The 24,412-nt window shown below is 71.3% G+C and carries 18 protein-coding genes; 12 read left to right on the top strand and 6 right to left on the bottom strand.

The genetic code is table 11. The annotated features are described in order from the left end of the window. Positions 1-40 precede the first annotated feature (40 nt). On the bottom strand, positions 41-1,036 hold the full coding sequence (locus OG870_RS35835) for a helix-turn-helix transcriptional regulator (RefSeq protein WP_266590951.1): 996 nt from the start codon (positions 1,034-1,036) through the stop codon (positions 41-43). Between the two features lie 493 nt (positions 1,037-1,529). On the opposite strand from OG870_RS35835, the gene OG870_RS35840 reads away from it, so the two are divergent. Then, positions 1,530-3,098, top strand: a complete 1,569-nt coding sequence (locus OG870_RS35840) for a protein phosphatase 2C domain-containing protein (protein WP_327691860.1) — start codon at positions 1,530-1,532, stop codon at positions 3,096-3,098. A 64-nt stretch (positions 3,099-3,162) separates the two neighbouring features. Continuing rightward, complete coding sequence (locus tag OG870_RS35845; RefSeq protein WP_266523384.1) at positions 3,163-4,905, top strand: pyruvate dehydrogenase; 1,743 nt, start codon at positions 3,163-3,165, stop codon at positions 4,903-4,905. Here OG870_RS35845 and OG870_RS35850 read toward each other — a convergent pair. Beyond that, positions 4,902-6,248, bottom strand: a complete 1,347-nt coding sequence (locus tag OG870_RS35850; protein ID WP_266843473.1) for a helix-turn-helix domain-containing protein — start codon at positions 6,246-6,248, stop codon at positions 4,902-4,904. The genes OG870_RS35845 and OG870_RS35850 overlap by 4 nt on opposite strands. Positions 6,249-6,468: 220 nt before the next feature. On the opposite strand from OG870_RS35850, the gene OG870_RS35855 reads away from it, so the two are divergent. Then, on the top strand, positions 6,469-7,080 hold the full coding sequence (locus tag OG870_RS35855; RefSeq protein ID WP_327691861.1) for a hypothetical protein: 612 nt from the start codon (positions 6,469-6,471) through the stop codon (positions 7,078-7,080). 102 nt (positions 7,081-7,182) lie between these two features. Next, positions 7,183-7,644 (top strand): hypothetical protein, encoded by a 462-nt coding sequence (locus OG870_RS35860; RefSeq protein ID WP_266523390.1) that lies wholly within the window; start codon positions 7,183-7,185, stop codon positions 7,642-7,644. A gap of 15 nt (positions 7,645-7,659) precedes the next feature. Here OG870_RS35860 and OG870_RS35865 read toward each other — a convergent pair whose 3' ends face one another. Then, positions 7,660-10,668, bottom strand: a complete 3,009-nt coding sequence (locus OG870_RS35865) for an alpha-mannosidase (RefSeq protein WP_327691862.1) — start codon at positions 10,666-10,668, stop codon at positions 7,660-7,662. Between the two features lie 225 nt (positions 10,669-10,893). Between OG870_RS35865 and OG870_RS35870 the strand changes: the two genes are divergently transcribed. Further along, positions 10,894-11,346, top strand: a complete 453-nt coding sequence (locus tag OG870_RS35870; protein WP_266590962.1) for an ATP-binding protein — start codon at positions 10,894-10,896, stop codon at positions 11,344-11,346. Between the two features lie 58 nt (positions 11,347-11,404). On the opposite strand, the gene OG870_RS35875 is transcribed toward OG870_RS35870, so the two are convergent. After that, positions 11,405-12,448, bottom strand: a complete 1,044-nt coding sequence (locus tag OG870_RS35875) for a DUF2637 domain-containing protein (protein WP_266523396.1) — start codon at positions 12,446-12,448, stop codon at positions 11,405-11,407. Positions 12,449-13,202: 754 nt separating this feature from the next. Between OG870_RS35875 and OG870_RS35880 the strand changes: the two genes are divergently transcribed. Then, positions 13,203-14,000 carry a GntR family transcriptional regulator gene (locus OG870_RS35880; RefSeq protein ID WP_266523398.1) on the top strand — a complete coding sequence of 266 codons (798 nt, stop codon included), beginning with the start codon at positions 13,203-13,205 and terminating at the stop codon, positions 13,998-14,000. A gap of 126 nt (positions 14,001-14,126) precedes the next feature. Continuing rightward, positions 14,127-14,435 (top strand): hypothetical protein, encoded by a 309-nt coding sequence (locus OG870_RS35885; RefSeq protein ID WP_266523400.1) that lies wholly within the window; start codon positions 14,127-14,129, stop codon positions 14,433-14,435. 212 nt (positions 14,436-14,647) lie between these two features. Here OG870_RS35885 and OG870_RS35890 read toward each other — a convergent pair whose 3' ends face one another. Further along, a complete protein-coding gene (locus OG870_RS35890) occupies positions 14,648-15,430 on the bottom strand; it encodes a hypothetical protein (RefSeq protein WP_266523402.1) in 783 nt (260 codons plus the stop codon). A 230-nt stretch (positions 15,431-15,660) separates the two neighbouring features. Beyond that, positions 15,661-17,334 carry a PucR family transcriptional regulator gene (locus OG870_RS35895; protein ID WP_266523404.1) on the bottom strand — a complete coding sequence of 558 codons (1,674 nt, stop codon included), beginning with the start codon at positions 17,332-17,334 and terminating at the stop codon, positions 15,661-15,663. Positions 17,335-17,677: 343 nt separating this feature from the next. On the opposite strand from OG870_RS35895, the gene OG870_RS35900 reads away from it, so the two are divergent. From OG870_RS35900 to OG870_RS35920, 5 genes are all read left to right on the top strand, one after another. Then, positions 17,678-18,577 (top strand): FAD binding domain-containing protein, encoded by a 900-nt coding sequence (locus OG870_RS35900; protein WP_266523406.1) that lies wholly within the window; start codon positions 17,678-17,680, stop codon positions 18,575-18,577. Then, a complete protein-coding gene (locus OG870_RS35905) occupies positions 18,577-19,170 on the top strand; it encodes a (2Fe-2S)-binding protein (RefSeq protein ID WP_266523408.1) in 594 nt (197 codons plus the stop codon). The genes OG870_RS35900 and OG870_RS35905 overlap by 1 nt, the downstream gene beginning before the upstream one ends. 2 nt (positions 19,171-19,172) lie before the next feature. Next, entirely contained in the window at positions 19,173-21,569 is a 2,397-nt protein-coding gene (locus OG870_RS35910; RefSeq protein WP_266843466.1) for a xanthine dehydrogenase family protein molybdopterin-binding subunit, read from the top strand. Between the two features lie 170 nt (positions 21,570-21,739). Beyond that, complete coding sequence (locus OG870_RS35915) at positions 21,740-23,197, top strand: NCS2 family permease (protein ID WP_266843464.1); 1,458 nt, start codon at positions 21,740-21,742, stop codon at positions 23,195-23,197. A 49-nt stretch (positions 23,198-23,246) separates the two neighbouring features. Next, positions 23,247-24,398 (top strand): XdhC/CoxI family protein, encoded by a 1,152-nt coding sequence (locus OG870_RS35920; RefSeq protein ID WP_327691863.1) that lies wholly within the window; start codon positions 23,247-23,249, stop codon positions 24,396-24,398. Positions 24,399-24,412: the final 14 nt, after the last annotated feature.

Here is a 24,412-nt window from a genome sequence, read left to right on the forward strand (position 1 = left end):
GAGTGCCGGACGGGAGGAGAAGTCGCAGGTCAGTTGGTGCTCATCCGGTGCGGTCCCGGTCCCGGGCCACCCAGCCCCGCTCGTACGCGTGCCAGCCCAGCTGCAGCCGGGTCGTCACCCCGGTCAGCTCCATCAGCCGCTTCACCCGGCGCTGCACGGTCCTCAGGCCCAGGTCGAGCTGTTTGGCGACGCTCGCGTCCGTCAGCCCGGCGAGGAGGAGGGAGAGGACTTCCAGGTCCGTTCCGTCGGGGCCGTCCGGGCCCTGTTCGGTCACGCCGGACGCGCCGATCCTCAGCGGCAGCGCGTCCCGCCACACCGACTCGAACAGGCCGGACAGCAGCTCCAGCAGCCCGCTCGCGTGGACGACCAGCGCGGCGGGCTCCGCGGTGGGCGTGGTGAGCGGCACCAGAGCGAGCGTCCGGTCGGCGACCACCAGCTTGGTCGGCACCTGGTCGACCACCCGCACCTGCTCGTCGCGGCCGAGCGCGGCGGACAGCTCGGTGATGCCGTCCGGCAGGTCCAGCACCGAACGCTCGACCACCACCCGGTAGCGGACCCCGCGCCCGGCCGCCTGCTCCTCCGCCTGGTTGTCCGTGCCGGACACGACGGCCGGGTTGCCGGTGACCAGAGCGCACACCTCGTCGCTCGCCCCGAGCTGCAACTGGAGAAAACGCTGGGCGACCGCGGCCGCGCCGATCACCACCTCGACCAGGTCGTGCACGGCGGGCTCGGCCGCCACCGCCCGGTACTCCTCCGCGAGCAGCGCGGCCGCCAGCTCCGCCTTCTCCAGTTCGTGCCGCTGCTGGGTGAGCAGCGCGCCCAGCGCCACCCCGGGCGGCGCGGCCACCCAGCGTCCCGGCCGGGCCGAGGACTGGGCGGCGAGCCCGTGCCGCTCCAGTCGCCGCAGCGCACGTTCGGTGTCGTGCTCGCCGAGCGCCAGCCGCCGCGCGAGATCCGGCACGTCGGCGGCGCCCACGGACACCAGCGCCCGGTACGCCGACTCGTGCGTCTCGTCCAGCCCCAGCACTGACAGCATCAGCCGCCGCCTTTCCCCGAAGAACCCCGCGATGCGTGCGCGCGGTGGCGGAAAACAGCCACGGCGCAAACCCGCCTCGGAACATCATTGCCGTAGCACCCGGCACTCGGCCAAGGTGTCGCCATGTCGCCAAGACCGTGTTGATCAGCGACTGTCTGCGGCGCGGGGTACGAAGGCGACTCACAGCTGATCTCCAGGGACATGGGTCACACTCGGCTCCGGTCCGGCCGGCTCCTTGGCGTGATCCGGTCACCCAGAACGTGATCCGGGCCCGAAACGTGCCGTCGATGCACCGCCGGCGCCAAGGGGATTCGGGCCCGGGTCACTCCGGCGTCGCCGGGCGGCTCTCCCGTGGGGGGTGGAGCCGTCCGGCGACTTTGCTGCGCACCGCAGTTCGAGGACTCACCCGACGCGCCGTCCTGGGCGGAGATGCCGTGGCGGATTTTCCTGATGCCCCGTTTTCATACGGCCCATGCGGTGGACAATTGGGGGCATGAGCCAGCAGGGGGGAAGTTCCACCGGCCACGAGGACGACTGGTGGGGACAGCTGTACGACGAATCCACCGAGGACACGGGCCCCGCGCCCGCGCCCGACAGCCTGGACGACCGGTTCGCGTCGGTGGCGGGAGCGGTGGGCGGCGGGGCCGATTCCGGGGCGGAGGCCGTGGACGAGGGGGTGGCCGCTGCGGGATCGGGAGTCCCCGCACAGCGCCCCGGTGGCGCCGAACCGGCAGAGTCCTCGCTCGGTTCCGGGCTCACCCGGCGACGCGCGCCTTGGCAGCCGCAGCCCGACAGTCCGGGCGGACCGGAGACATTCCCGGCGGGGCCTGAGGCGTGGCCATACGAGGACGGCAGCGAGCAGAGGCCCCCGGACCGCGGGTCCACGGAGCCCGCCGTGACGACGGTGCCCGCCTCTCGAACGCCCCCCAACACGCCCCCCGCCCACGACCTGCTTGACGCCCCCTCACCCGCTCGCCAGGACCTCCCCGCTCGCCAAGACGTCCCCGCCCCCCACGATCTCCCCACCCCCCACGACCTTCCCACCCCCCAAGACCGCCGCACCGCCACCCACGTCGACCTCCCCACCTTCCCCCCGGCGTCGGTCGACTACGTCGGTTCGGGGCCGCCGACCTATGACGCCGAGCCCACCGCGCTGCCGCCCGCCGATCCGGACGACCTCGACGACCTCGTGGCGGACACCGTGCTCGACGGGGCCCGCTACGGTGCCTGCACCCTGCGTGCCGTATCCGTGCGAGGGGACTCCGCCCGGTACCGGGGCGAACCGCGCCGCGACTCCCTCCTCACCGCCCGCTTCGGCACCGGCGAACAGGCGCTGATCCTGGTCGCGATGGCCACCGGCGCCCGGGCCACCCCCGGAGCGCACCGCGCCGCGGCCGAGGCCTGTCACTGGATCGGCCGGGCCATCGGTCGCAGTCATGCCCGGCTCGCCGAGGACATGAGGGCGGCCAGGCGCGGCGACCTCAAGTCAGGCCTGCACCGCCTCACCGACCGCAGCCTCGGCAAGCTCCGCGCCAGCGCCGCCGAGCAGGGCATCGACCCGGAGGAGTACTCCGCCACCCTGCGCTGCCTGCTCCTGCCCGCCGACCCGGAGTGCCGTATCCGCGTCTTCTTCGGCGTCGGCACCGGCGGGCTGTTCCGGCTGCGCGACGGCGACTGGCAGGACATCGAGCCGCGCGTCACCGACGCCGTCGGTGACGCGGTCGTCGGCTTCGGTTCGCTGCCCGCCGAGACGCCAGAGGGCGACCGTCTCACCATGGACCTGGGCATCACGACACCTCCCAGCCCCTACGACCCCGCCCCCGAGCCGCCCCGCGAACCCTTCCGGTTCCGGGCCTCCGTAGCCCAGACGGGCGACACGCTCCTGATGTGCAGCGGCGGCCTCGCCGAGCCGTTGCGCGGCGAACCCGACCTGTGCCGGTATCTGACGACCCGGTGGTCCGGACCCACCCCGCCGGGCCTGGCCGCGTTCCTCGCGGACACCCAGGTCCGGGTCAAGGGGTACGCGGACGACCGCACGGCTGCCGCTGTTTGGGAGGCGTGAGGGCGCCCGATGTGAATTCATGAACCCGGAGGGATCCACGGAGACCGAAGGGCAAGAGACCGCCATGGCCAAGCAGAACGTCGCCGAGCAGTTCGTCGACATCCTTGTGCGCGCCGGAGTGAAACGCCTCTACGGCGTCGTCGGCGACAGCCTCAACCCGGTCGTGGACGCCGTCCGCCGCAACGCCGCGATCGACTGGGTGCATGTACGCCACGAGGAGACCGCCGCCTTCGCGGCCGGCGCCGAGGCCCAGATCACCGGGAAGCTGACCGCCTGCGCCGGATCCTGCGGGCCCGGCAACCTGCACCTCATCAACGGCCTGTTCGACGCCCACCGCTCCATGGCGCCCGTCCTCGCCCTCGCCTCGCAGATCCCCTCCAGCGAGATCGGCCTCGGCTACTTCCAGGAGACCCACCCCGATCAGTTGTTTCGCGAGTGCAGTCATTACAGCGAACTGATCTCCAATCCGAAGCAGATGCCGAGGCTGCTCCAGACGGCCATCCAGCACGCCGTCGGGCAGAGCGGGGTGAGCGTGGTCTCGCTCCCCGGGGACATCGCCGACCAGCCCGCCCCGGACAAGGCCGCCGAGACCGCCCTCGTCACCTCCCGGCCCACTGTCCGCCCCGGCGACGGCGAGATCGACCGCCTCGTCGAGATGATCGACAAGGCCGGCCGGATCACCCTGTTCTGCGGCAGCGGCACGGCGGGCGCGCATGCCGAGGTCATGGAGTTCGCCGGGAAGATCAAGTCGCCGATCGGCCACGCGCTGCGGGGCAAGGAATGGATCCAGTACGACAACCCGTACGACGTCGGCATGAGCGGCCTGCTCGGCTACGGCGCCGCCTACGAAGCCACCCACGAGTGCGAGCTGCTGATCCTGCTCGGCACCGACTTCCCGTACAACGCCTTCCTCCCGGACGACGTCAAGATCGCCCAGGTCGACGTCAGGCCCGAGCGTCTGGGCCGGCGCTCCAAGCTGGATCTGGCCGTGTGGGGCGACGTACGGGAGACGCTGCGCTGTCTGATCCCGCGGGTGCGGGAGAAGCAGAACCGGCGCTTCCTCGACAAGATGCTGAAGAAGCACGCCGACGCGCTGGAGGGGGTGGTCAAGGCCTACACGCGCAAGGTGGACAAGCACGTGCCCATCCACCCCGAGTACGTGGCCTCCGTGCTCGACGAACTCGCCGACGACGATGCGGTGTTCACCGTCGACACCGGAATGTGCAACGTCTGGGCCGCCCGCTACATCTCCCCCAACGGCCGCCGCCGCGTCATCGGTTCGTTCTCCCACGGCTCGATGGCGAACGCGCTGCCCATGGCGATCGGCGCCCAGTTCACCGACCGCGGGCGGCAGGTCGTGTCGATGTCCGGGGACGGCGGGTTCTCCATGCTGATGGGCGACTTCCTGACCCTCGTGCAGTACGACCTTCCCGTGAAGGTCGTCCTCTTCAACAACTCCTCGCTGGGAATGGTGGAGTTGGAGATGCTGGTGGCGGGCCTTCCCTCGTACGGCACCACGAACAAGAACCCCGACTTCGCCGCCGTCGCCCGCGCCTGCGGCGCCCACGGAGTGCGCGTCGAGAAGCCCAAGGACCTCGCCGGTGCCCTGAAGGCCGCCTTCAAGCACAAGGGCCCGGCCCTCGTCGACATCGTCACCGACCCGAACGCCCTGTCCATCCCGCCGAAGATCAGCGCCGAGATGGTGACCGGCTTCGCCCTGTCCGCCTCGAAGATCGTCCTGGACGGAGGCGTCGGTCGCATGGTGCAGATGGCCCGCTCCAACATCCGTAACGTGCCTCGGCCTTAGGGCCTGTCCGGTACCTCGGCAGGCACCCACTGGCGTACGCCGTGGCCGTTCGTGCCGTACCAGTAGCGCGGCAGGCCCTTGATGCTGCTGGTGCGGAACGGACGACCGTGGTCGTCGATGCGAACGGTGCCGGTGCGACCCTGGGAGGACCAGTCGAGTTCCAGGTACCACGCGCAGTCGTACATCTCGGTCGTCGCGGTGGCCAGCAGCACCTCCGGGTCCTGGGCGGAGACGCGGTACGGGAACTTCACGGCGGGGGCCGGGTTTCCTCTGTCGTCGGCGCCGGAGACCGCGCGGGCGATGGGGCGGTTGATGTCGAGGTTCACGTCGAAGTAGCGCGGGCCGAGGCCGCCGCCGCAGCCCTGCGCCATGTCGTACGTGGTGCCCTTGAGCGGGGTGCCGCGGCTGACGACGCGGACCCGGAGGGCTTCCAGGACCACGGCCGTGGACGACTTCCCCTGCACCGAGATCTGCACCATGGTCTGCCGCCCGTGCACCGCCCCCTGCGTCGCCGCCCACCCCGCGGCGTCCTGCGGCACCGGCGGCGGGGGCACCTGGTCCGGCTCCTTGCCGATGACGTAGTCGTGTGCGCAGCCCCCGTCCCAGATCTGCGAGTCGGTGGTCCATGTGAGGGGCAGTCCGGTGGCCGGCTTTCCGGCGCCGGTGGGGTCGGTGCCCGGTGCGGACGAGCCGGCGGCCTTGTTCTTCGTGCCGGGTGCGGACGAGCCGCCGGCAGTGCTGGGGGAGGAATTCGCGGACGGCTTCGTCTTCGACGAGCTGCGGGGTGAGGGGGAAGCGGTCGTCCCCGGGCCGGAGGGGGAGCGCGGGGCGGCCGTGTCCCGGGAGTGGTCCGTCGACAGCGCGGACAGACCGCCGAGGGTCGCGAGCAGCGCACAGGTGGCGGCGGTGGACGCCAGGACCCGTCGGCGGCGGTACCAGGGGCGGACGACGGGGGAGGGCCGGGGCCCTTCCACGACCTCCGGCACGACGGCCTCCTCGACGGGAGCGGACGTCCGGTCCACCGGCTCCTCGGCGGCAGCCGGTGCCTGGTCCGCCGGCTCCTCGCCCGCCGCGGCCGCCGTACGCACCCGTTGCCGTGCCGCCACCGCGAGCAGCCACAGCCGGTGCAGTTCGAGCCGTTCCTCCGGCGTCGCCGCGCAGAAGGCGGCGAGCCGCTCCACGGGCGCGAAGTCCTGCGGTACGGCTTCACCGGCGCAGTAGCGGTGGAGGGTCGAGGTGTTCATGTTGACGCGCCGGGCCAGCGAGCCGTAGCTCCGGTCCGTGCGGTCCTTCAGCCGGCGCAGCAGCGCCGCGAACTGTTCGACGTCGTCCCGAGTCGACACCGTTCTCCCGTCCTCACGTTAATTTCCGCATCCCAGGCACTCCATATACCTGCACGTCAGATGGGCTGGGATGGTTCCACCGTCGCCGAACGGGCGTCGGGCGTTGCGCCGGGCTGCCGTGACGGCCGATGCTCTTGGTGTCGCACCGACCAGGGCCGGACCGACCATCCGCCGTCGCTGCGACATCCGACACCCATGCACTCATCCACGGGGGACATCCATGCCCAAGCGCACCAGAGCAGGCGCGCTCGTCGCACTCGCCGTCACGGGTCTGGCCGTAGGACTCGCCGGACCGGCGGCCGCGGCACCGAAGGCGCCCGGCTTCCTCGCGGCGGCCGACCTGCCGCCGCACCCCTCCTCGTCCTGGACGGCGGACAAGGTCACCGTCGGCATACCGGAGGCCACGGAGCAGGACACCTGCCTGCGAGCGCTGCCGGGGCACGAGTGGGCCTGGCACCGCGACTTCCGGACCGACCTCGACACGGGCGCCCGCCAGATCTCCGTCGTGCTGCCCGACACCCGTGCCGCCGCCCGGCTGATCTCCGCGCTGGACAAGGACATCAGGTCCTGCCCGGAGCGGATCGAGGGAGCCGACCCGGAGATCGACGCCACGATGAAGGACTACGGAAAGCTCTCCGTCGAGGAGGGGGCCCACGTCTACGGCCTGCACACCGGGACCTCCTGGGGCGCGAGCGACATCCGCCTGCTCTCGGCCGGCCGGGACGGGCGCACGGTCACCGTCGTCGACTGGGGCCAGATGGGCGATTTCGCCGACGCCCCGGTCAAGGCCTTCAAGAAGACGACCACCACGGCCGTGAACAAGCTCCACTGACCGCACCACCACAGCACCACCGGGGCCGCCCTCCCGCACGGGGGTCGGGCGGGCGGCCCCGCATCGACCGAACTCGGCACCACACGAAAACGGGGAAACACCATGAACAGCAAGACCCGCACCGTCCTGACCGCCGGCGTCCTCGCCGTCGCCCTCGGCCTCGGCGCCACCGCCCAGGCCTCCGCCGGCGCACCGCGCAGCGTCAGCGGCACGCCGTCCGACAACGTCACCCGCATCGCCGACTTCTACGGCGCCTACATCGACGCGGTGACCGACGAGGACAGCGGCAACCTCGGTGAGGCCCTGCGCAGCCACTACCTCACCACCGGCTTCCAGAAGGAGCTGAAGGCCTGGGAGGACAGGGAGCACGCGGACGGCGTCCTGCGCGCGCAGAACGTCCCGCTCTCCTGGAAGGTCACCGACAACGGCAGCACGAAGAAGTACACCGAGGCCGTGGTCACCCTCACCTGGAGCAAGAACAGCACCACCAAGGTCGTGGTCGACATCACCCGCGACACCCGCAAGATCTTCCACATCGGGGAGAAGGGCATCGGCGGGAAGTAAGGCGGGCAGCGGCCGCTACGCCGGTCGCAGCCGCACCGTGAGGATCTGGAACGGCCGCAGCTCGAAGCTCAAGTCGCTTTCGTGCTGCGGCCGTTCCAGCAGGTCCGTCACCTCGACGCGGCCCACCGGGAACCCGGCTGCCAGCGTGGCCCGCGCCCGCCCGCCCCGGGACTCGTAGAGCCGTACCACCACGTCCCCGCTGCGGTCCTCCGCCAGCTTGACCGACTCGACGGTCACGGCGGGGTCGTCGACGCGGACCAGAGGCTGGACGACGGGCGCTTCGGCCACCCGCAGCGGCAGGTTCAGCGCGAGCCCCTCGGCGACCGCGCCCCCGACATCCGCGCCCGGCAGCAGCGCGTAGGTGAAGCGGTGCGTGCCGAGGTCCGTCTCCGGGTCCGGGCTGTGCGGGGCGCGCAGCAGTGTCAGACGTACGGTCGTGCCGAGGCCGTCCCCGTGCGGGGTACGGGTCACGTCGTGGCCGTACGTCGAGTCGCCGAGGACCGCCACGCCGTAGCCCTCCTCCGCGACCCTCAGCCAGCGGTGCGCGCAGATCTCGAAACGGGCCGCGTCCCAGGACGTGTTGGCGTGCGTCGGGCGGTGGACGTGCCCGAACTGGATCTCCGCCGTGGAGCGTTCGGCGTGCACATCGATCGGGAAGGCGGCCTTCAGCACCTTCTCGGACTCCTGCCAGTCGACGTCCGTGACGACGTCGAGGCGCCGGGCCCCGGCCGCGAGGCGGATCTCCTGCGTGATCCGCGACTTCCCGAACGTCCGCGTCACCCGCACCACCGCCCGCAGCGGTCCGGCCTCCACCAACTCCACGGACTCGACGTCCGTCAGGTCCGTGTGCCGGCGCCGGTAGTGCCGGTCGATGTCCCAGGCGTCCCAGGCGTTGGGATGGTCGGGGTGCAACTGGAGGAGGTTGCCGGGGCCGCACAGGACCTCGCGGCCGTCGGCCAGGTCGCGGACGGAGGAGAGCAGCCCCCGCGCGTCCACGCTCACCCGGAGCCGGGAGTTCTCCAGCACGTGCGTGCCGCCGTCCCGCCGCGCCCGTACGGCCTCGTCCGCGGTGTCGGTGACCGCCGCGCTCCCCAGCCCCGGCACCGTCACCAGTGCGTCCCCGACCACCTCCGTCCGCGGGTACGGCGAGGCGTTGAACACCGCCGGGCCACCCGCCCCCAGCGCGGCCACCGCCGCCACCGTGATGTCCTCCACCTCGGCCAGCACAGCTGCGTAGGTGTCCCGGGCCTCCCGGTGCACCCAGGCGATCGACGAGCCGGGCAGGATGTCGTGGAACTGGTGCAGCAGCACCGTTTTCCACAGCCGATCCAGGGCGCCGTAGGGGTAGGCGTACGACGGATTCCGTACGGCGGCTGTCGCGCACCACAACTCGGCCTCGCGCAGGGCGTGTTCCGAGCGCCGGTTGCCCTGCTTGGTCTTCGCCTGGGTGGTGTACGTGGCCCGGTGGAGTTCGAGATAGAGCTCGCCCGACCACACGGGCGCCTGGGGCCCGTACTCCTCCTCGGCCGCGGTGAAGAACGCCGCCGGCTTCTCGACCTCGACCCGCGGTGAGCCCTCCAGGGAGCGCAACCGGCGGGCCTTCTCCAGCATTTCGCGGGTCGGGCCGCCACCGCCGTCACCCCAGCCGAAGGGAACGAGGGAGCGCGTCGCGCGGCCCTTGTCGGCGAAGTTGCGTTCCGCGTGGGCGAGTTCGCGGCCGTGGAGCTGGGAGTTGTAGGTGTCGACGGGCGGGAAGTGGGTGAAGACGCGGGTGCCGTCGATGCCCTCCCACCAGAAGGTGTGGTGGGGCATCCTGTTGGACTGGTTCCAGCTGAGTTTCTGGGTGAGGAACCAGCGGATTCCGGCCAGTTTCGCGAGCTGCGGGAAGGCGGCGGTGTAGCCGAAGGAGTCCGGCAGCCAGATCTCCTGCGTCTCCACGCCGAGTTCTTCGGCGAAGAACCGCTTTCCGTGCACGATCTGCCGGGCCAGCGCCTCACCGCCGGGCATGTTGGCGTCGGACTCCACCCACATCGAGCCGACGGGCGCCCAATTGCCGTCCCGGACCGCCTTCTTGATCCGCTCCCAGATGTGCGGCTGGTGCTCCTTCACCCAGGCGTACTGCTGGGCCTGCGAGCAGGAGAACACCAGCTCGGGGTAGTCGGCGGCGAGCGCCGTGACGTTGGCGAAGGTGCGCGAGGCCTTGCGGACCGTCTCGCGCAGCGGCCACAGCCAGGCCGAGTCGATGTGCGCGTGCCCGGTCGCGGAGATCCGGTGGGCGCTCGCCGAGGCGGGCCTGGACAGGACGTCCGCCAGCGTGGCGCGGGCCGCCGGTGTCGTCCCTGACACGTCGTGCAGGTCGAGGGTGTCGAGCATGTCCTCCAACGCCCGCAGGATCTCGTGCCGCCGGGGCCGGTCCATGGGCAGCTCGTGCATCAGCTCCGAGAGCACCTCGACGTCGAGGACCAACTGCCACACGGCTTCATCGAGTACGGCGAGGTCGGCAGAGCGGAATCGGTAGACGGGCCGATCCCCGGCGGTCAGGACGTCGCCCAGGTGAGTGGGTTCGAAGCCGTGCAGCACGGCCGGATTGGCGGCCGCCTCCAGAAGCAGATGCACCGGTTCGCCTCCGCTTGCCGGGGAGGCGACGGGCAGATGGCGGTTGCGCGGGTGAATGCCCTTCAGGGGCACGCCCGCGGCGTCGTAGAGCAGTCCCTCGGCCTGGAAACCGGGCCCGTCGCCGGTGAACCCCGGGTCGATCACCGCCTCGACCCGGCGGCCGGCCCACTCCTCGGGCACCCGGCCCGTCAAGCGGAACCAACTCGTCGACCAGGGCTTTCCCCACGCCGTTCCGGTGGTGAAGTCCTCGTATTCGGCCTGCAACGCCTGGTCCACCGGCACCGGTTCGCCGGGCACATGCCACACGGACACAACCAGTGGCACACGCTCCGCGTACTGGGCGGGCCGTACGAACTGTCCCATGGCGCGCTCCAGGCGCGCCTCCACCAGCGTTCGGTCGTCGTGCACGGCGGCTCCCTGGGCGCTCGGACGGCTCTGGCACCTCTCTCCAAAGGGTCTCTCTACCCGGCCTGAACCCCCGCATCCGTGGCCGAACACCTGGTCGTTGACGATGAGACATGACTGGCGCGTGTCCCGTGGGGCATGGATCCCGTGAACGTGTTCGACAAGGAGGGGACCGACATCGGCACGCGGGCGGGGGTCATGAAGAGGCAGGCGCGAGGGGGCGGTCCCATGGCGATAGGGACCTTCTCGGCGAAAGCGGCGCAGGACAGAGCCGACGGCGGCAAGGACCACGTGGAGCCGTCCCAGCTACGGCAGAGACTGGGCCGGGCGGACCTGAAGGCGGTGCCCGAGGCACGCAGGGCACTGCGCGAGCTGCTCAGGCAGTGGGGCAGGCCGGGTCGGTCGGAGATAGCGGAGCTGCTCACCAGCGAACTCGTCACCAACGCAATCATTCACACCGACCACGACGCGGTGCTGACGGCCACCGTCGGACCTCGCGGACTCAGGGTGGAGGTAAGGGACTTCGTGGCCCGCAGACCCAGGCTGAGGGCGTCGAACACCGACGACGGCACGCACGGAAGGGGCCTGGTCCTGGTGCAGTCCCTCGCGGACGCGTGGGGGGTACGGGCCCACGGGGTGGGAAAGGTCGTCTGGTTCGAACTCGACGCCGGAGCGGCGTGAGCGGACAACGGGAAGGGGCGTGGTCCGAAGACCACGCCCCTTCCCATGACGGCCGTGTCTAGCCGAACTGCTGCTCGAGGTCCTTGAGCTTGCGCTCCAGGGAGTCGAGGCGCGGCAGGGCCATGGTGTCGTCCTCCGCGGTGAGGTCCACGGTGACCGGGTCAGAACCGGCCTTGCGGACGGGCTGCAGGGACGGACGAGAGCGTACGGGCAGCGGTTCCGGGGTCGATATGGCAGGCTCCGCTGAGACCGGGGCGGAAGCCCGCTCCAGGGCCTGGGGCTCCACCTGGCGTCCGCCGCCTCGGCCGGTGAACCCGCGGTGGCCCCGGCTGATGGCCTTGAGCTGAGCGCGTTCCAGGCGGTCGTGCTCGCGCCGACGCAGCCGGTTCGCTTCCTTCTGCCGCTTGTCCTCGCGGACCTCGTCGACCGCCTCGTCCAGGCTGCGTACGTTCTCCAGCAGCATCAGCGACCAGGCCCTGTAGGTCTCGCGAGGAGCGCGCAGCCAGCGGACGATACGGATCTGCGGCAGCGGACGCGGCACGAGACCCTGCTCGCGCAGCGCGGCCCGGCGGGTCTGCTTCAGCGCGCGGTCGAACAGGACGGCCGCGGACAGGGACATACCGGAGAAGAACTGCGGCGCGCCGTCGTGGCCGAGGCCCCTGGGCGCGTGCACCCAGTTGAACCAGGCCGCGGCGCCCGCGAACGTCCACACCAGTATCCGGGAGCCGAGGGCGGCGTCACCGTGGCTGGCCTCGCGCACCGCGAGCACGGAGCAGAACATGGCCGCGCCGTCGAGGCCGAAGGGGACCAGGTATTCCCAGCCGTTGGTGAGGCCGAGGTTCTGCTCTCCGAAGCCGACCAGGCCGTGGAAGGAGAGGGCGGCGGCCACCGCCGCACAGCAGAACAGCAGAACATAGGAGGCGGTGCCATATATGGCTTCCTTGCGCCTACGGCGCTCCTCGCTGCGCTCCCACGTGTCGTCCTTCGCGTGCTCCCCGCTGGACCGCTTGCTGCGCGCGAGCACCGCAACCGCCGCCAGCATGCCCAGGAGCAGTACGGCGCCCGGAAGCAACCAGTTCAGCGATATGTCGGTCAGTCTCATCTGGGGTCCCTTGCATTGGGATAGGGCGTAACGCCCGCCATAGTGGCCCAATCCCACCGGCCCTCAGGGGGTTTCGGGGCAAGAGGCCGCCAAGGAGGTGCAAGGGAATGCCCAGGGCGGCGTTCTGCTCGAACTGCCGCATGAGGGGCGGGAGTTGAGTTCGAATAAGACTACCCGTACGGGTGGTTCCACGGAAAGTTCCTGCGGCAAGTGAGGAAGTTGTGAAACGCCTGTAACCAAGCGGGTGATCTCTTCGGGAGGATCTTACGGGACGGCCGACGGGCGGTGTGCCTGAGGGTCCCTCAACTCGCGGCAACGGCCGACGGCTTGGTGACCCGGTCCGCGTCGCAGGTGCGCGGGCGGGTGGTGGAGGTATCCGCGGGGTTCACCGTGTGGAACCTGCAAAGCGGGATATCCGGCGGAGCGGGAAACCGGCGCACGGTGATCAGCAGGCGGGCCGGATGTGCCTGTGCAGGCGAAGATCGCCGCGACGTCCGGCCGTGCGCGCGGTCCGTGGTCGCGCTGTGGCTGTGCGTCGTCCCAGGTGCGGAACGCCTCCAGGTCTGGCCCGCCCTCCGCAGGCGAGGCGGGGATCATCGATCCGTAACGGATGCGTGACGACTTTGAAGGTAAGCCTAGCCTTATTTGCGATCGGTGAGATTTGAACTGTCGGGAAGTGCGCCTAAGGTGCTTGACGGACGAGTAACAACCAGCCGTAATGACCCCAAGTACCGACACGTCCTCAGGAGGACCCGTGAAGCAGAGCGCCCAGGGCTCCGCCGGCACGTGGATTCCGGAGGTTCTCACGGGGACGCCGAGGGTGCCGCCCCAGCCCGGTGCCCAGGACGTGGACCGTGAGCGGGCCGTCGCCTCAGGAGCCACCCGTGGCGAGCACACCCACAGCGAGCAGCCGATCCCGGGCCCCCGCCCGGTCCAGCGGGCCTCGGTGCGCGGGCAGATCCTCGACGCGTTGCGCACCGCCCTGGTCACGAGCCAGCTGACGCCCGGCGAGGTGTATTCGGCGCCCGCGCTGGGGGAGCGGTTCGGGGTCTCCGCGACGCCGGTCCGGGAGGCGATGCAGCAGCTCGCCCTGGAGGGCGCCGTCGAGGTCGTGCCCAATCGCGGGTTCCGGGTGATCGAGCGGGGGGCGCGGGAGCTGGCCGAGCTGGCCGAGATCCGCGCGCTGATCGAGATCCCCGTGATGCTGCGACTGGCCCGCACGGTCCCCGCCGAACGCTGGGCCGGGCTGCGCCCCCTGGCCGAGGCGACCCTCCGCGCCGCCACCTCCGGCTGCGCCGCGACGTACGCGGAGTCCGACCGCGCCTTCCATCGCGCGGTCTTCGCCCTGTCCGGCAACCAGCAGCTCGTCAAGATCGCCGACGACCTCCACCGCCGCGCCCAGTGGCCCCTCGTCGGCGGCCCGTCCACCCGGGCCCGCGCCGACCTCCTGGCCGACGCGGCCGAACACACGGCCCTGCTGGACGCGTTGACGGAGCGGGACCTGGACGTCGTACGACGGCTGGTGGGGGAGCACTTCGCGGGGGCGTCCTGAGCATGTGACGGCGGTCACGGAAGCGTCGGCTCCCGGTGACGGTTCGGGATGTCGGGAACCCCGGCCCGTCCGGCCCGCGTGGCCCCGGGTACGGCACGGAGAGTGCCGGCCACGGAGGTGACCGCGATGCCCGACCCGTCCTTCTACGCACAGCAGGCGGCACAGCAGGCCCAGCAGCAAGCACAGCAGCAGGCGCAGCAGGCTCATCAGCACGCCATGCGCGCCCATCAGCAGGCCGTGCAGCACGCCCTGCGGCACGGCCACCGCCCGCCGCCCCCGCCCGCCCCCACCGCGTACCGGCGGAGCCGGGGCGGTGGCCTCGTCTCGTTCCTGTTCGTGGTCGTCGTGGTCGTCGTCCTCGCCCGTGACACCGCACTCCGCGAGTCCGTGCTGGGCTCGATCCAGCACCTCCTGGCGCAGATGGAAAGGGGCTAGTCGCCAGAGCCCCGACAGGCAATGGTCGCCCCGTCGCGACGCCCGGCGCGCGCCCCCACCGCCTCAAGGAGCGGCGTCCGGCACCCCCGGTCGCCGCACCGGGCACAGGCCCGAGTCCGCCCCGTACAGGGGCCCGCACCCGGCACGGGCGAGAGCACGCACCGGACGTCGCTCCTTGACGGGCAGACGGCGCCTGCCGAGGTACCAGCGGGTCACGCGGTGGCCGCCCCCGCGGCCGGTGGGGTCAACTGTCGTGCCAGCCAGGTGGGCACGCCCCCCAGCAGCCGGAACAGCCGCCGGGCCTCCTCCCGCAGCCGCGACGCCTCCGGCTCCGCCTCCGCGTCGGCCAGCGAAGCGAGCGCCGGCGCCGTCCCCACCAGGTAGCCCAACTCCTCCCGGATCCGCAGCGATTCGGCGAATCCGTGCCGCGCCTCCGCCAGCTCCCCCTCCCGCAGGGCGAGCCCGGCGAGATGCCGCCAGGTGAACGACAACAGCAGTGGATCGGAGTGCGCCGTGGCCCCGGCGTGCGCCCTCCGGTACGCCGCCCGGGCGGCCTGCGGCGAACGCGCGAGGTTCTCCGCGATCAGCCCCCGCCGGAAGTCCAGTACCGCCCGCCCCGCCGCCCCCGGCGCGATCAGCGCCGCCGCCCGTCCCAGCGCGGCCCGCGCCTCGTCGGCCCGGTCGCGCACCGAGTGCAGCGTCGCCGCGTACGCAAGCTGCCCCCGTTCACAAGCGGCCGCCCCCCGCTCGTCGTCGGTGTGCGCGAGGGCCTCCGCCGTACGCAGCGCGTCCTCGGCCTCCTCCCACCCCTGCTCGGTGTACAGACAGCGCTCCACCAGCAGCGCTGCCCGCTGCAGCGCGTAGTCGGCGGAGACCGGTTCCAGCAGCGCCGCCGCGTCGGCCCAGCAGGCGCGCGAGCGCAGCCGCCATACCGCGGTCTGGAGGGGATCGTCACCTGCGGTCGTTCCGGTACCAGACATGGCGGTATGCGCCACGTTGCCCTCCCCAAGGTCCTGTCCTTCGGATCAGCCCGGCGTCGCAAGGCACCGCGCCCTGCCGCCGACCCGGTCCGAGGAACAGGCCCAGCACGCCATCGAGCTGTTGAGTGGTGGCGGCATCTCAGCACGAATCGCGGCGCCCGGCCAAGGGGGTGGGTGAAGGATTTCACAAAGTCGTGGGACGGCGACGGCACTTGGTGCCACTCCTGTTCCGTCCCCGGATGACCTCAGCTCATGCGCAATGCCAGGAAGAAATCCAGCTTGTCCTCCAGGCGCGAGAGGTCACGGCTCGTCAACTGCTCGATCCGCCCGACCCGATAGCGCAGCGTGTTGACGTGCAGGTGCAGCCGGGTCGCGCAGCGCGTCCAGGAGCCGTCGCAGTCGAGGAACGCCTCCAGGGTGGGGATCAGCTCGGCGCGGTGGCGGCGGTCGTAGTCGCGCAGCGGGTCGAGCAGCCTCGCCGTGAACGCCCGCCGCACGTCGTCCGGCACGAACGGGAGCAGGAGGACGTGCGAGGCCAGTTCCTGGTGGCCCGCCGCACACACCCGCCCGGGCCGGGCCGCCGCCACCCGCCGCGCGTGCCGGGCCTCCTCCAGCGCCCCGCGCAGCCCCTCCGCCGAGTGCACGGCCGCGCTGACGCCGAGCGTGAGCTGCCCGTCGTCGTCGAGTCCGGCCGACAGCGGATCCCGTACGGACTCCAGGAGCGCGTCCGCGAGGATCCCGGACTCCGAGCCGTCGTGCTCGGCGGAGACGGCCGGCAGCGGTACGAGCGCGATGGCCTCGTCGCCCGTGTGGGCCACGGCGATACGGTCGGAGGGCTCGGGACCCGTGGCGAGCGGGTCGACGAGGATCTCCTCCAGGAGCGACTGGGCGACCGGACCGCTCTCGATCCCGGCGCCCTCCCACGCCACGCGGGCGACGACCACCTGCCAGTGCGGGGCGGCCCCCAGGCCGGGCAGCAGCACCGGCGCGGCCACCCGCAGCCGGGCGGCGATCTCGGCGGGCGCCGCGCCCGTCTGCACCAGTTCCAGGACCTCCTGCGCCAGCCGCCTGCGCACCGTGCGCGCCGCGTCCCGGCGGTCCCGCTCGACAGAGATCAGCTGGGTGACGCCCTGGAGCAGGTCGAGCCGCTCCGCGGGCCAGTCCCCGGCGTCCGCCTCGACCGCGAGCAGCCAGTCGGACAGCACCGTCTCGCGCACGTCCCGGGAGGCCTGCGCGGCGCGGCCGCTGCTGCGGATCGGGAAGAGGCTGTACGTGCTCGGGCCGAGCGTCACCCGGTGCGGTCCGCGGCGGCCCGTGCGGGTGGCGGCGAGGTGCTCGGCGGCCAGCTCGGCGCAGGCGTCGGCGGGCAGCCCGGGCCCGGCGACCTTCGTGCCCGCGATCATCCGCCCGGTGGGGGAGAGCACCCAGGCCCGCAGGTCCAGATCGGAGCCGAGCAGGTCGAGGACCACGTCCGGGCCGCCGCCCGCCGGGCCCGAGGTCATCATCCGGCGGTGCCGGTCGACGACCGCCGCGAGGTCGCCCGCGCGCTCGCCGCTGACCTGCCGGACGACATGCTCGGTGATCGTCGCGAACGCCACCGACTCGTGCACCGCGAACAGCGGCAGGCGGTGCCGTACGCACGCCTTCACCAGGTCGTCCGGGATGTCCCCCAGCTCCGCCTCACCTGCCGCCAGCGCGGCCACCCCGGCCTGCGCCAGGATCCGTACGAACGGCTCCGAGTCGTCGGCGTCCCGGCGCCAGGCGAGGCCCGTGAGGACCAGTTCCCCGCCCGACAGGTAGCGGCTGGGATCGCGGAGGTCGGTGGTCATCACACCGCGCACGGTGCGGTCCAGCTCGTCCTCGCCGCCGAGCAGCCGCAGGCCCAGCGCGTCGGTGTCCAGCAGTGCGCGCAGCCGCATCTCGTCGCCGCCGATCTTTGTCTCGAAATCTACGATGAATCGTGAGGGTGGACGCCGGGAGGTGCCCGGGCCAGGGTGCGGGAGCCGCATTCTTCGACTGCCAGGCTGTTTCCTGCGTTTCTACAGGAAGACAGGGAGGTTGCTGATGACCTCCGTTCATACGAATCTACAAGATGCCCGCCCTGGCCAGCCAACTCCTTCATGGTTTCCGTGACTGACCCCGGTGGAGTACGGCGCTGTGTACTGGCTTCACTCCGCGTAAACAGCACATGAACGAGCCGGGCTCACCGCACCGGATCTGGCTCGATCCGTACGACCCACGAGACGAAGAAGAGAGCCGGTCATGGACTTCCTTCGCCCCGCCAGCTGGGAGGAGGCGCTCGCCGCCAAGGCTGAGCACCCCACCGCTGTGCCCATTGCGGGCGGCACCGATGTGATGGTCGAGATCAACTTCGACCACCGTCGGCCCGAGTACCTGCTCGACCTCAACCGCATCGGCGACCTCTACGAGTGGGAGGTCGGCGACGACAGCGTGTGGCTGGGTGCCTCCGTCCCGTACTCGAAGATCATGGAGAACCTGCGCGCCGAGCTGCCGGGTCTCGCTCTCGCCTCGCACACGGTCGCCTCCCCGCAGATCCGCAACCGCGGCGGCGTCGGCGGCAACCTCGGCACCGCCTCCCCGGCCGGCGACGCCCACCCCGCGCTTCTCGCGGCGGGCGCCGAGGTCGAGGTCGAGTCGGTGCGCGGCAGCCGCCGTATCCCCATCGACGAGTTCTACACCGGCGTGAAGCGCAACGCGCTCGCCGCCGACGAGCTCATCAGGGGTGTGCACATCAAGAAGGCCGACGGCCCGCAGCAGTACTCGAAGGTCGGCACCCGCAACGCCATGGTCATCGCCGTGTGCGCCTTCGGTCTCGCCCTGCACCCCGAGACCCGCACGGTCCGCACCGGCATCGGCTCCGCGGCACCCACGCCGGTCCGGGCGAAGGCGGCGGAGGAGTTCCTGGACGCTGCGCTCGAAGAGGGCGGCTTCTGGGACAACCGAAAGATCATCACCCCGTCGGTCGCCAAGCAGTTCGCCCAGCTGTGTTCCGGCGCCTGCAACCCGATCGACGACGTCCGGGGCACCGCGAGCTACCGGCGCCACGCGGTCGGCGTCATGGCCCGCCGCACGCTGACCTGGACCTGGGAGTCATATCGCGGCACTGACGGCCGTACCCATCAGAAGGGGAGTGTCGCCTGATGCGCGTCAACTTCACTGTCAACGGACGCCCGCAGGAAGCCGACGACGTGTGGGAGGGCGAGTCCCTGCTGTACGTGCTGCGTGAGCGCCTCGGGCTGCCCGGTTCCAAGAACGCCTGCGAGCAGGGCGAGTGCGGTTCCTGCACGGTCCGACTGGACGGCGTGCCGGTGTGTTCATGCCTGGTCGCGGCCGGTCAGGTCGAGGGCCGTGAGGTCGTCACCGTCGAGGGGCTCGCGGAGTTCGCCAAGCAGCGCGAGGAGCACGGCGGTTGCGCCTCCGGCGCCTCCGGTGCCTGCGGCACCTCCCTCCAGGACGCCCGGCAGTGGGCGGCCAAGGGCCAGGACTCGCATACCGGCGAGGGAACCGAGCTGTCCCCCGTCCAGCAGGCGTTCATCGACGCCGGCGCCGTCCAGTGCGGCTTCTGCACGCCGGGTCTGCTGGTCGCCGCCGACGAGATGCTCGAACGCAACCCGAACCCGACCGACGGGGACATCCGCGAGGCCCTGTCGGGCAACCTGTGCCGCTGCACGGGCTACGAGAAGATCATGGACGCGGTCCGCCTGGCGGCCGCACGGCAGGGAGAGGCGGTCTGACGATGCCCACCAACGGCGCTCCCCTCGGCACTCCCACCAAGGTCACCCAGGGTTCGAAGACCAAGGGCGGTATCGGCGAGTCCACGCTCCGCCCGGACGGCACCCTCAAGGTCACCGGCGAGTTCGCGTACTCGTCGGACATGTGGCACGAGGACATGCTCTGGGGCCAGATCCTCAGGTCGACCGTCGCCCACGCGGAGATCGTGTCCATCGACACCAGCGAGGCGCTGAAGACCCCGGGCGTCTACGCCGTCATGACGTACGACGACCTGCCGACCGAGGTGAAGAACTACGGCCTGGAGATCCAGGACACACCCGTCCTCGCGCACGGCAAGGTACGCCACCACGGCGAGCCGGTCGCCATCGTCGCCGCCGACCACCCGGAGACCGCGCGCCGCGCCGCCGCCAAGATCAAGGTCGACTATCGCGAACTCCCGGTCGTCACCGACGAGGCATCCGCGACCGCGCCGGACGCGATCCTCATCCACGAGGGCCGCGACGACCACCACAGCGGACACGTCCCGCACCCGAACATCGTCCACCGCCAGCCGATCGTGCGCGGCAACGTCGAAGAGGCCGCGAAGAAGGCCGACTTCGTGGTGAAGGGCGAGTACACGTTCGGCATGCAGGACCAAGCCTTCCTCGGCCCCGAGTCGGGTCTCGCGGTACCCGCCGAGGACGGCGGCGTCGACCTCTACATCGCCACCCAGTGGCTGCACTCCGACCTGCGCCAGATCGCCCCGGTCCTGGGCCTGCCCGAGGACAAGGTGCGCATGACGCTGTCCGGCGTCGGCGGCGCGTTCGGCGGCCGCGAGGACCTGTCGATGCAGATCCACGCCTGCCTGCTCGCCCTGCGCACCGGCAAGCCCGTCAAGATCGTCTACAACCGCTTCGAGTCCTTCTTCGGACACGTCCACCGCCACCCCGCGAAGCTCTACTACGAGCACGGCGCCACCAAGGACGGCAAGCTCACGCACCTGAAGGCACGGATCGTCCTGGACGGCGGCGCCTACGCGTCGGCCTCCCCGGCGGTCGTCGGCAACGCCTCCTCGCTGAGCGTCGGCCCCTACGTGGTCGAGGACGTCGACATCGAGGCCATCGCGCTCTACACCAACAACCCGCCCTGCGGCGCCATGCGCGGCTTCGGCGCGGTCCAGGCGTGCTTCGCCTACGAGGCCCAGATGGACAAGCTCGCCGACGAGGTGGGCATGGACCGGGTCGCGTTCCGGCAACTCAACGCGATGGAGCAGGGCACGCTCCTGCCGACCGGCCAGCCCGTCGACTCCCCGGCCCCGGTCGCCGAACTCCTGCGCCGCGTCCAGGCGATGCCGCTGCCGCCGGAGCGCCAGTGGGAGAGCAGCGAGGGCGCGGACGTACGGCAGCTGCCCGGCGGTCTGTCCAACACCACGCACGGCGAAGGCGTCGTCCGGGGCATCGGCTACGCGGTCGGCATCAAGAACGTCGGCTTCTCCGAGGGCTTCGACGACTACTCCACGGCCAAGGTCCGGATGGAGGTCGTGGGCGGCGAGCCCGTCGCGACCGTCCACACGGCCATGGCGGAGGTCGGCCAGGGCGGCGTCACCGTCCACGCGCAGATCGCCCGCACCGAGCTGGGCGTCGCGCAGGTGACGATCCGCCCGGCGGACACGCAGGTCGGCTCCGCCGGCTCCACCTCGGCCTCCCGCCAGACGTACGTCACCGGTGGCGCCGTCAAGAACTCCTGCGAGCTGGTCCGGGAGAAGGTCCTGGAGCTGGGGCGCCGCAAGTTCGGCACCTACCACCCCGCCTGGGCCACCGCCGAACTGCTCCTGGAGGGCGGCAAGGTCGTCACCGACGGTGGCGAGGTCCTCGCCGACCTGGTGGACGTGCTCGAAGGCGAGGCCGTCGAGGTCGAGGCCGAGTGGCGCCACCGCCCGACCGAGGCCTTCGACCTGCGCACCGGCCAGGGCAACGGCCATGTGCAGTACTCATTCGCCGCGCACCGCGCCGTCGTCGAGGTCGACACCGAGCTCGGCCTGGTGAAGGTGGTCGAGCTGGCCTGCGCCCAGGACGTCGGCAAGGCACTCAACCCGCTGTCCGTCGTCGGCCAGATCCAGGGCGGTACGACCCAGGGCCTGGGCATCGCGGTGATGGAGGAGATCATCGTCGACCCGAAGACGGCGAAGGTCAGGAACCCCTCCTTCACGGACTACCTGATCCCCACGATTCTCGACACGCCGACCATCCCCGTCGATGTGCTCGAACTCGCCGACGACCACGCCCCGTACGGGCTGCGCGGCATCGGCGAGGCACCCACCCTGTCCTCGACACCGGCCGTCCTCGCGGCGATCCGGAACGCGACCGGGCTGGAGCTCAACCGCACACCGGTACGTCCGGAACACCTCACCGGCACCGTGTGACAGACCTCCGGGCGGCGCACGGAACGTCACACACTCCGCGCCGCCCGGAGTACTTCAGATCGTTCGCCTCGGGCCGTCCCCCGGGTCGTGCGGCCACAGCACCTTCCCAAATCCCGCATATCGCCGAATGCAGGCGCGGGTGCCCCTGTGAACCTTGGGAGTAGGCCCACATGACCCAGCAGTCACTGGAGCCAAGCACCACCGCCGACGATGCGGGTGAAGGAACCCGTATCCCGGCCGGCAGGTCCTGGCTCGACCGGTACTTTCACATATCCCAGCGAGGATCCTCCGTCGCGCGCGAGGTGCGCGGCGGCGTCACCACTTTCATGGCGATGGCGTACATCCTCCTGCTCAACCCCCTGATCCTGTCCGGCAAGGACGTGGCCGGGGACATGCTCAGCCAGAAGGCCCTCATCACCGCGACCGCGTTCGCGGCGGCCTTCACCACCCTGCTGATGGGGTTCGTCGGCAAGGTGCCGCTGGCGCTCGCCGCCGGCCTCTCCGTCTCCGGCGTCCTGTCCTCGCAGGTCGCCCCGCAGATGACCTGGCCGCAGGCCATGGGCATGTGCGTGATGTACGGCGTCGTCATCATGCTGCTGGTCGTCACCGGCCTGCGCGAGATGATCATGAACGCGATCCCGCTCGCGCTCAAGCACGCGATCACCATGGGCATCGGCCTGTTCATCGCCCTGATCGGCCTGGTGAAGGCGGGCTTCGTGCACCAGGGCAAGGCGACCCCGGTCACCCTCGGCGCGACCGGTGAACTCGCCGGCTGGCCGGTGCTGCTGTTCGCGGCCACCCTCCTCGCGATCTTCATGCTGCAGGCGCGCGGCGTCCCCGGTGCGATCCTGATCGGCATCGTCGGCGGCACCGTACTGGCCGTGGCACTCAACGCACTTGGCGTCATCGACCCCAAGCAGTGGGCGAGCGGCGCTCCCGAACTGCACGGCAGCGCGGTCTCCATGCCGGACTTCTCGATCTTCGGAAAAGTGGAGTTCGGCGGCTGGGGCGGCGTCGGCGCGATGACGGTCGGCATGATCGTGTTCACACTCGTGCTCGCCGGATTCTTCGACGCCATGGCCACCATCATCGGCGTCGGCACCGAGGCCAAACTGGCCGACGAGCAGGGCCGGATGCCGGGCCTGTCCAAGGCGCTGTTCATCGACGGCGCGGGCGGCGCGATCGGCGGCGTCGCGGGCGCCTCCGGGCAGACCGTGTTCGTCGAGTCCGCGACGGGCGTCGGCGAGGGAGCCCGCACGGGCCTCTCCTCCGTCATCACCGGCCTGTTCTTCGCGGCCTGTCTGTTCTTCACCCCGCTGACGGCGATCGTCCCCGGCGAGGTGGCGGCCGCGGCCCTGGTGGTGATCGGCGCCATGATGATGATGAACGCCCGCCATGTGGACTGGGCCGACCGCGCCACCGCGATCCCGGTCTTCCTGACCGTCGTGATCATGCCGTTCACGTACTCCATCACGGCGGGCGTCGCGGCCGGAGTCATCTCCTACGTCGCCATCAAGATCGCCCAGAGCAAGGCGCGGGAGATCGGCGCCTTCATGTGGGGCCTGACGCTGGTCTTCCTGATCTACTTCGCCCTCAACCCGATCGAGAGTTGGATGGGCGTGCACTGACCCCGCGCCCAACCGCCCCGCGCACACACGCTGTTAAGGAGACCGAGAGATGCTGGACATCGCCGAGGAGCTGAACCGGTGGGTCGAGCAGGGACGTGACTTCGCCGTGGCCACCGTGGTGGCCGTCGGCGGCAGCGCCCCTCGCCAGCCCGGCGCCGCCCTCGCGGTGGACGCCGACGGCACGGCGATCGGCTCGGTCTCCGGAGGCTGTGTGGAGGGCGCCGTGTACGACCTGTGCCGGCAGGCGCTCAAGGACGGCGAAACCGTCCTTGAGCGCTTCGGGTACAGCGACGAGGACGCCTTCGCCGTCGGCCTGACCTGCGGCGGCATCATCGACATCCTCGTCACGCCGGTACGGGCCGCCGACGCCGCCCGTCCGGTCGTCGCGTCCGCGCTGGCCGCCGCCGCCCGCGGGGAGGCGGCGGCGGTGGCGCGGATCGTGTCGGGCCCGGCCGAACTCCTGGGCCGGGCACTCGTGGTCCGCCCCGACGGCTCCCGCGAGGGCGGCTTCGGCGCCCACCCGGAACTGGACCGCACGGTGGCGGGGGAGGCGGGCGCCGTCCTGGACGCCGGACGCACCGGCACCGTCGAGATCGGCGAACAGGGCTCACGCTGCGGTGCCCCACTCACGGTCCTGGTGGAATCGTCCGTGCCCCCGCCCCGCATGATCGTGTTCGGCGCGATCGACTTCGCGGCGGCACTGGTGCGCATCGGCAAGTTCCTCAACTACCACGTGACGGTGTGCGACGCCCGTCCCGTCTTCGCGACCCGGACGCGCTTCCCTGAGGCCGACGAGATCGTCGTCGAGTGGCCCCACACGTACCTGGAGCGGACGTCCGTGGACGCCCGCACCGTCCTGTGCGTGCTCACCCACGACGCCAAGTTCGACGTGCCGCTTCTGCAGCTGGCCCTGCGCCTGCCCGTCGCCTACGTCGGCGCGATGGGCTCCCGGCGCACCCACCTGGACCGCAACGAACGCCTGCGCGAAGTCGGCGTCACCGAACTGGAGTTGGCGCGCCTGCGCTCCCCGATCGGGCTGGACCTCGGCGCTCGTACGCCGGAGGAGACGGCCCTGTCGATCGCCTCGGAGATCGTCGCCAACCGCCGTGGCGGCAGCGGAATCGCACTCACCGGCGCGCACACGCCGATCCACCACGACGCGACGTCAAAGCCGGCCGGACGGATCGGGTCGGTGGCCTGACAGCACGGGCCTGA

The organism is Streptomyces sp. NBC_00461 (genome assembly GCF_036013935.1).
Taxonomy (GTDB): domain Bacteria; phylum Actinomycetota; class Actinomycetes; order Streptomycetales; family Streptomycetaceae; genus Streptomyces.

Coding starts and splice junctions, on each gene's coding strand:
- OG870_RS35835 (WP_266590951.1), bottom strand. CDS start 1,036: ATGCTGTCAGTGCTGGGGCTGGACGAGACGCACGAGTCGGCGTACCGG.
- OG870_RS35840 (WP_327691860.1), top strand. CDS start 1,530: ATGAGCCAGCAGGGGGGAAGTTCCACCGGCCACGAGGACGACTGGTGG.
- OG870_RS35845 (WP_266523384.1), top strand. CDS start 3,163: ATGGCCAAGCAGAACGTCGCCGAGCAGTTCGTCGACATCCTTGTGCGC.
- OG870_RS35855 (WP_327691861.1), top strand. CDS start 6,469: ATGCCCAAGCGCACCAGAGCAGGCGCGCTCGTCGCACTCGCCGTCACG.
- OG870_RS35860 (WP_266523390.1), top strand. CDS start 7,183: ATGAACAGCAAGACCCGCACCGTCCTGACCGCCGGCGTCCTCGCCGTC.
- OG870_RS35870 (WP_266590962.1), top strand. CDS start 10,894: ATGGCGATAGGGACCTTCTCGGCGAAAGCGGCGCAGGACAGAGCCGAC.
- OG870_RS35875 (WP_266523396.1), bottom strand. CDS start 12,448: ATGAGACTGACCGACATATCGCTGAACTGGTTGCTTCCGGGCGCCGTA.
- OG870_RS35885 (WP_266523400.1), top strand. CDS start 14,127: ATGCCCGACCCGTCCTTCTACGCACAGCAGGCGGCACAGCAGGCCCAG.
- OG870_RS35895 (WP_266523404.1), bottom strand. CDS start 17,334: ATGCGGCTGCGCGCACTGCTGGACACCGACGCGCTGGGCCTGCGGCTG.
- OG870_RS35900 (WP_266523406.1), top strand. CDS start 17,678: ATGGACTTCCTTCGCCCCGCCAGCTGGGAGGAGGCGCTCGCCGCCAAG.
- OG870_RS35905 (WP_266523408.1), top strand. CDS start 18,577: ATGCGCGTCAACTTCACTGTCAACGGACGCCCGCAGGAAGCCGACGAC.
- OG870_RS35910 (WP_266843466.1), top strand. CDS start 19,173: ATGCCCACCAACGGCGCTCCCCTCGGCACTCCCACCAAGGTCACCCAG.
- OG870_RS35915 (WP_266843464.1), top strand. CDS start 21,740: ATGACCCAGCAGTCACTGGAGCCAAGCACCACCGCCGACGATGCGGGT.
- OG870_RS35920 (WP_327691863.1), top strand. CDS start 23,247: ATGCTGGACATCGCCGAGGAGCTGAACCGGTGGGTCGAGCAGGGACGT.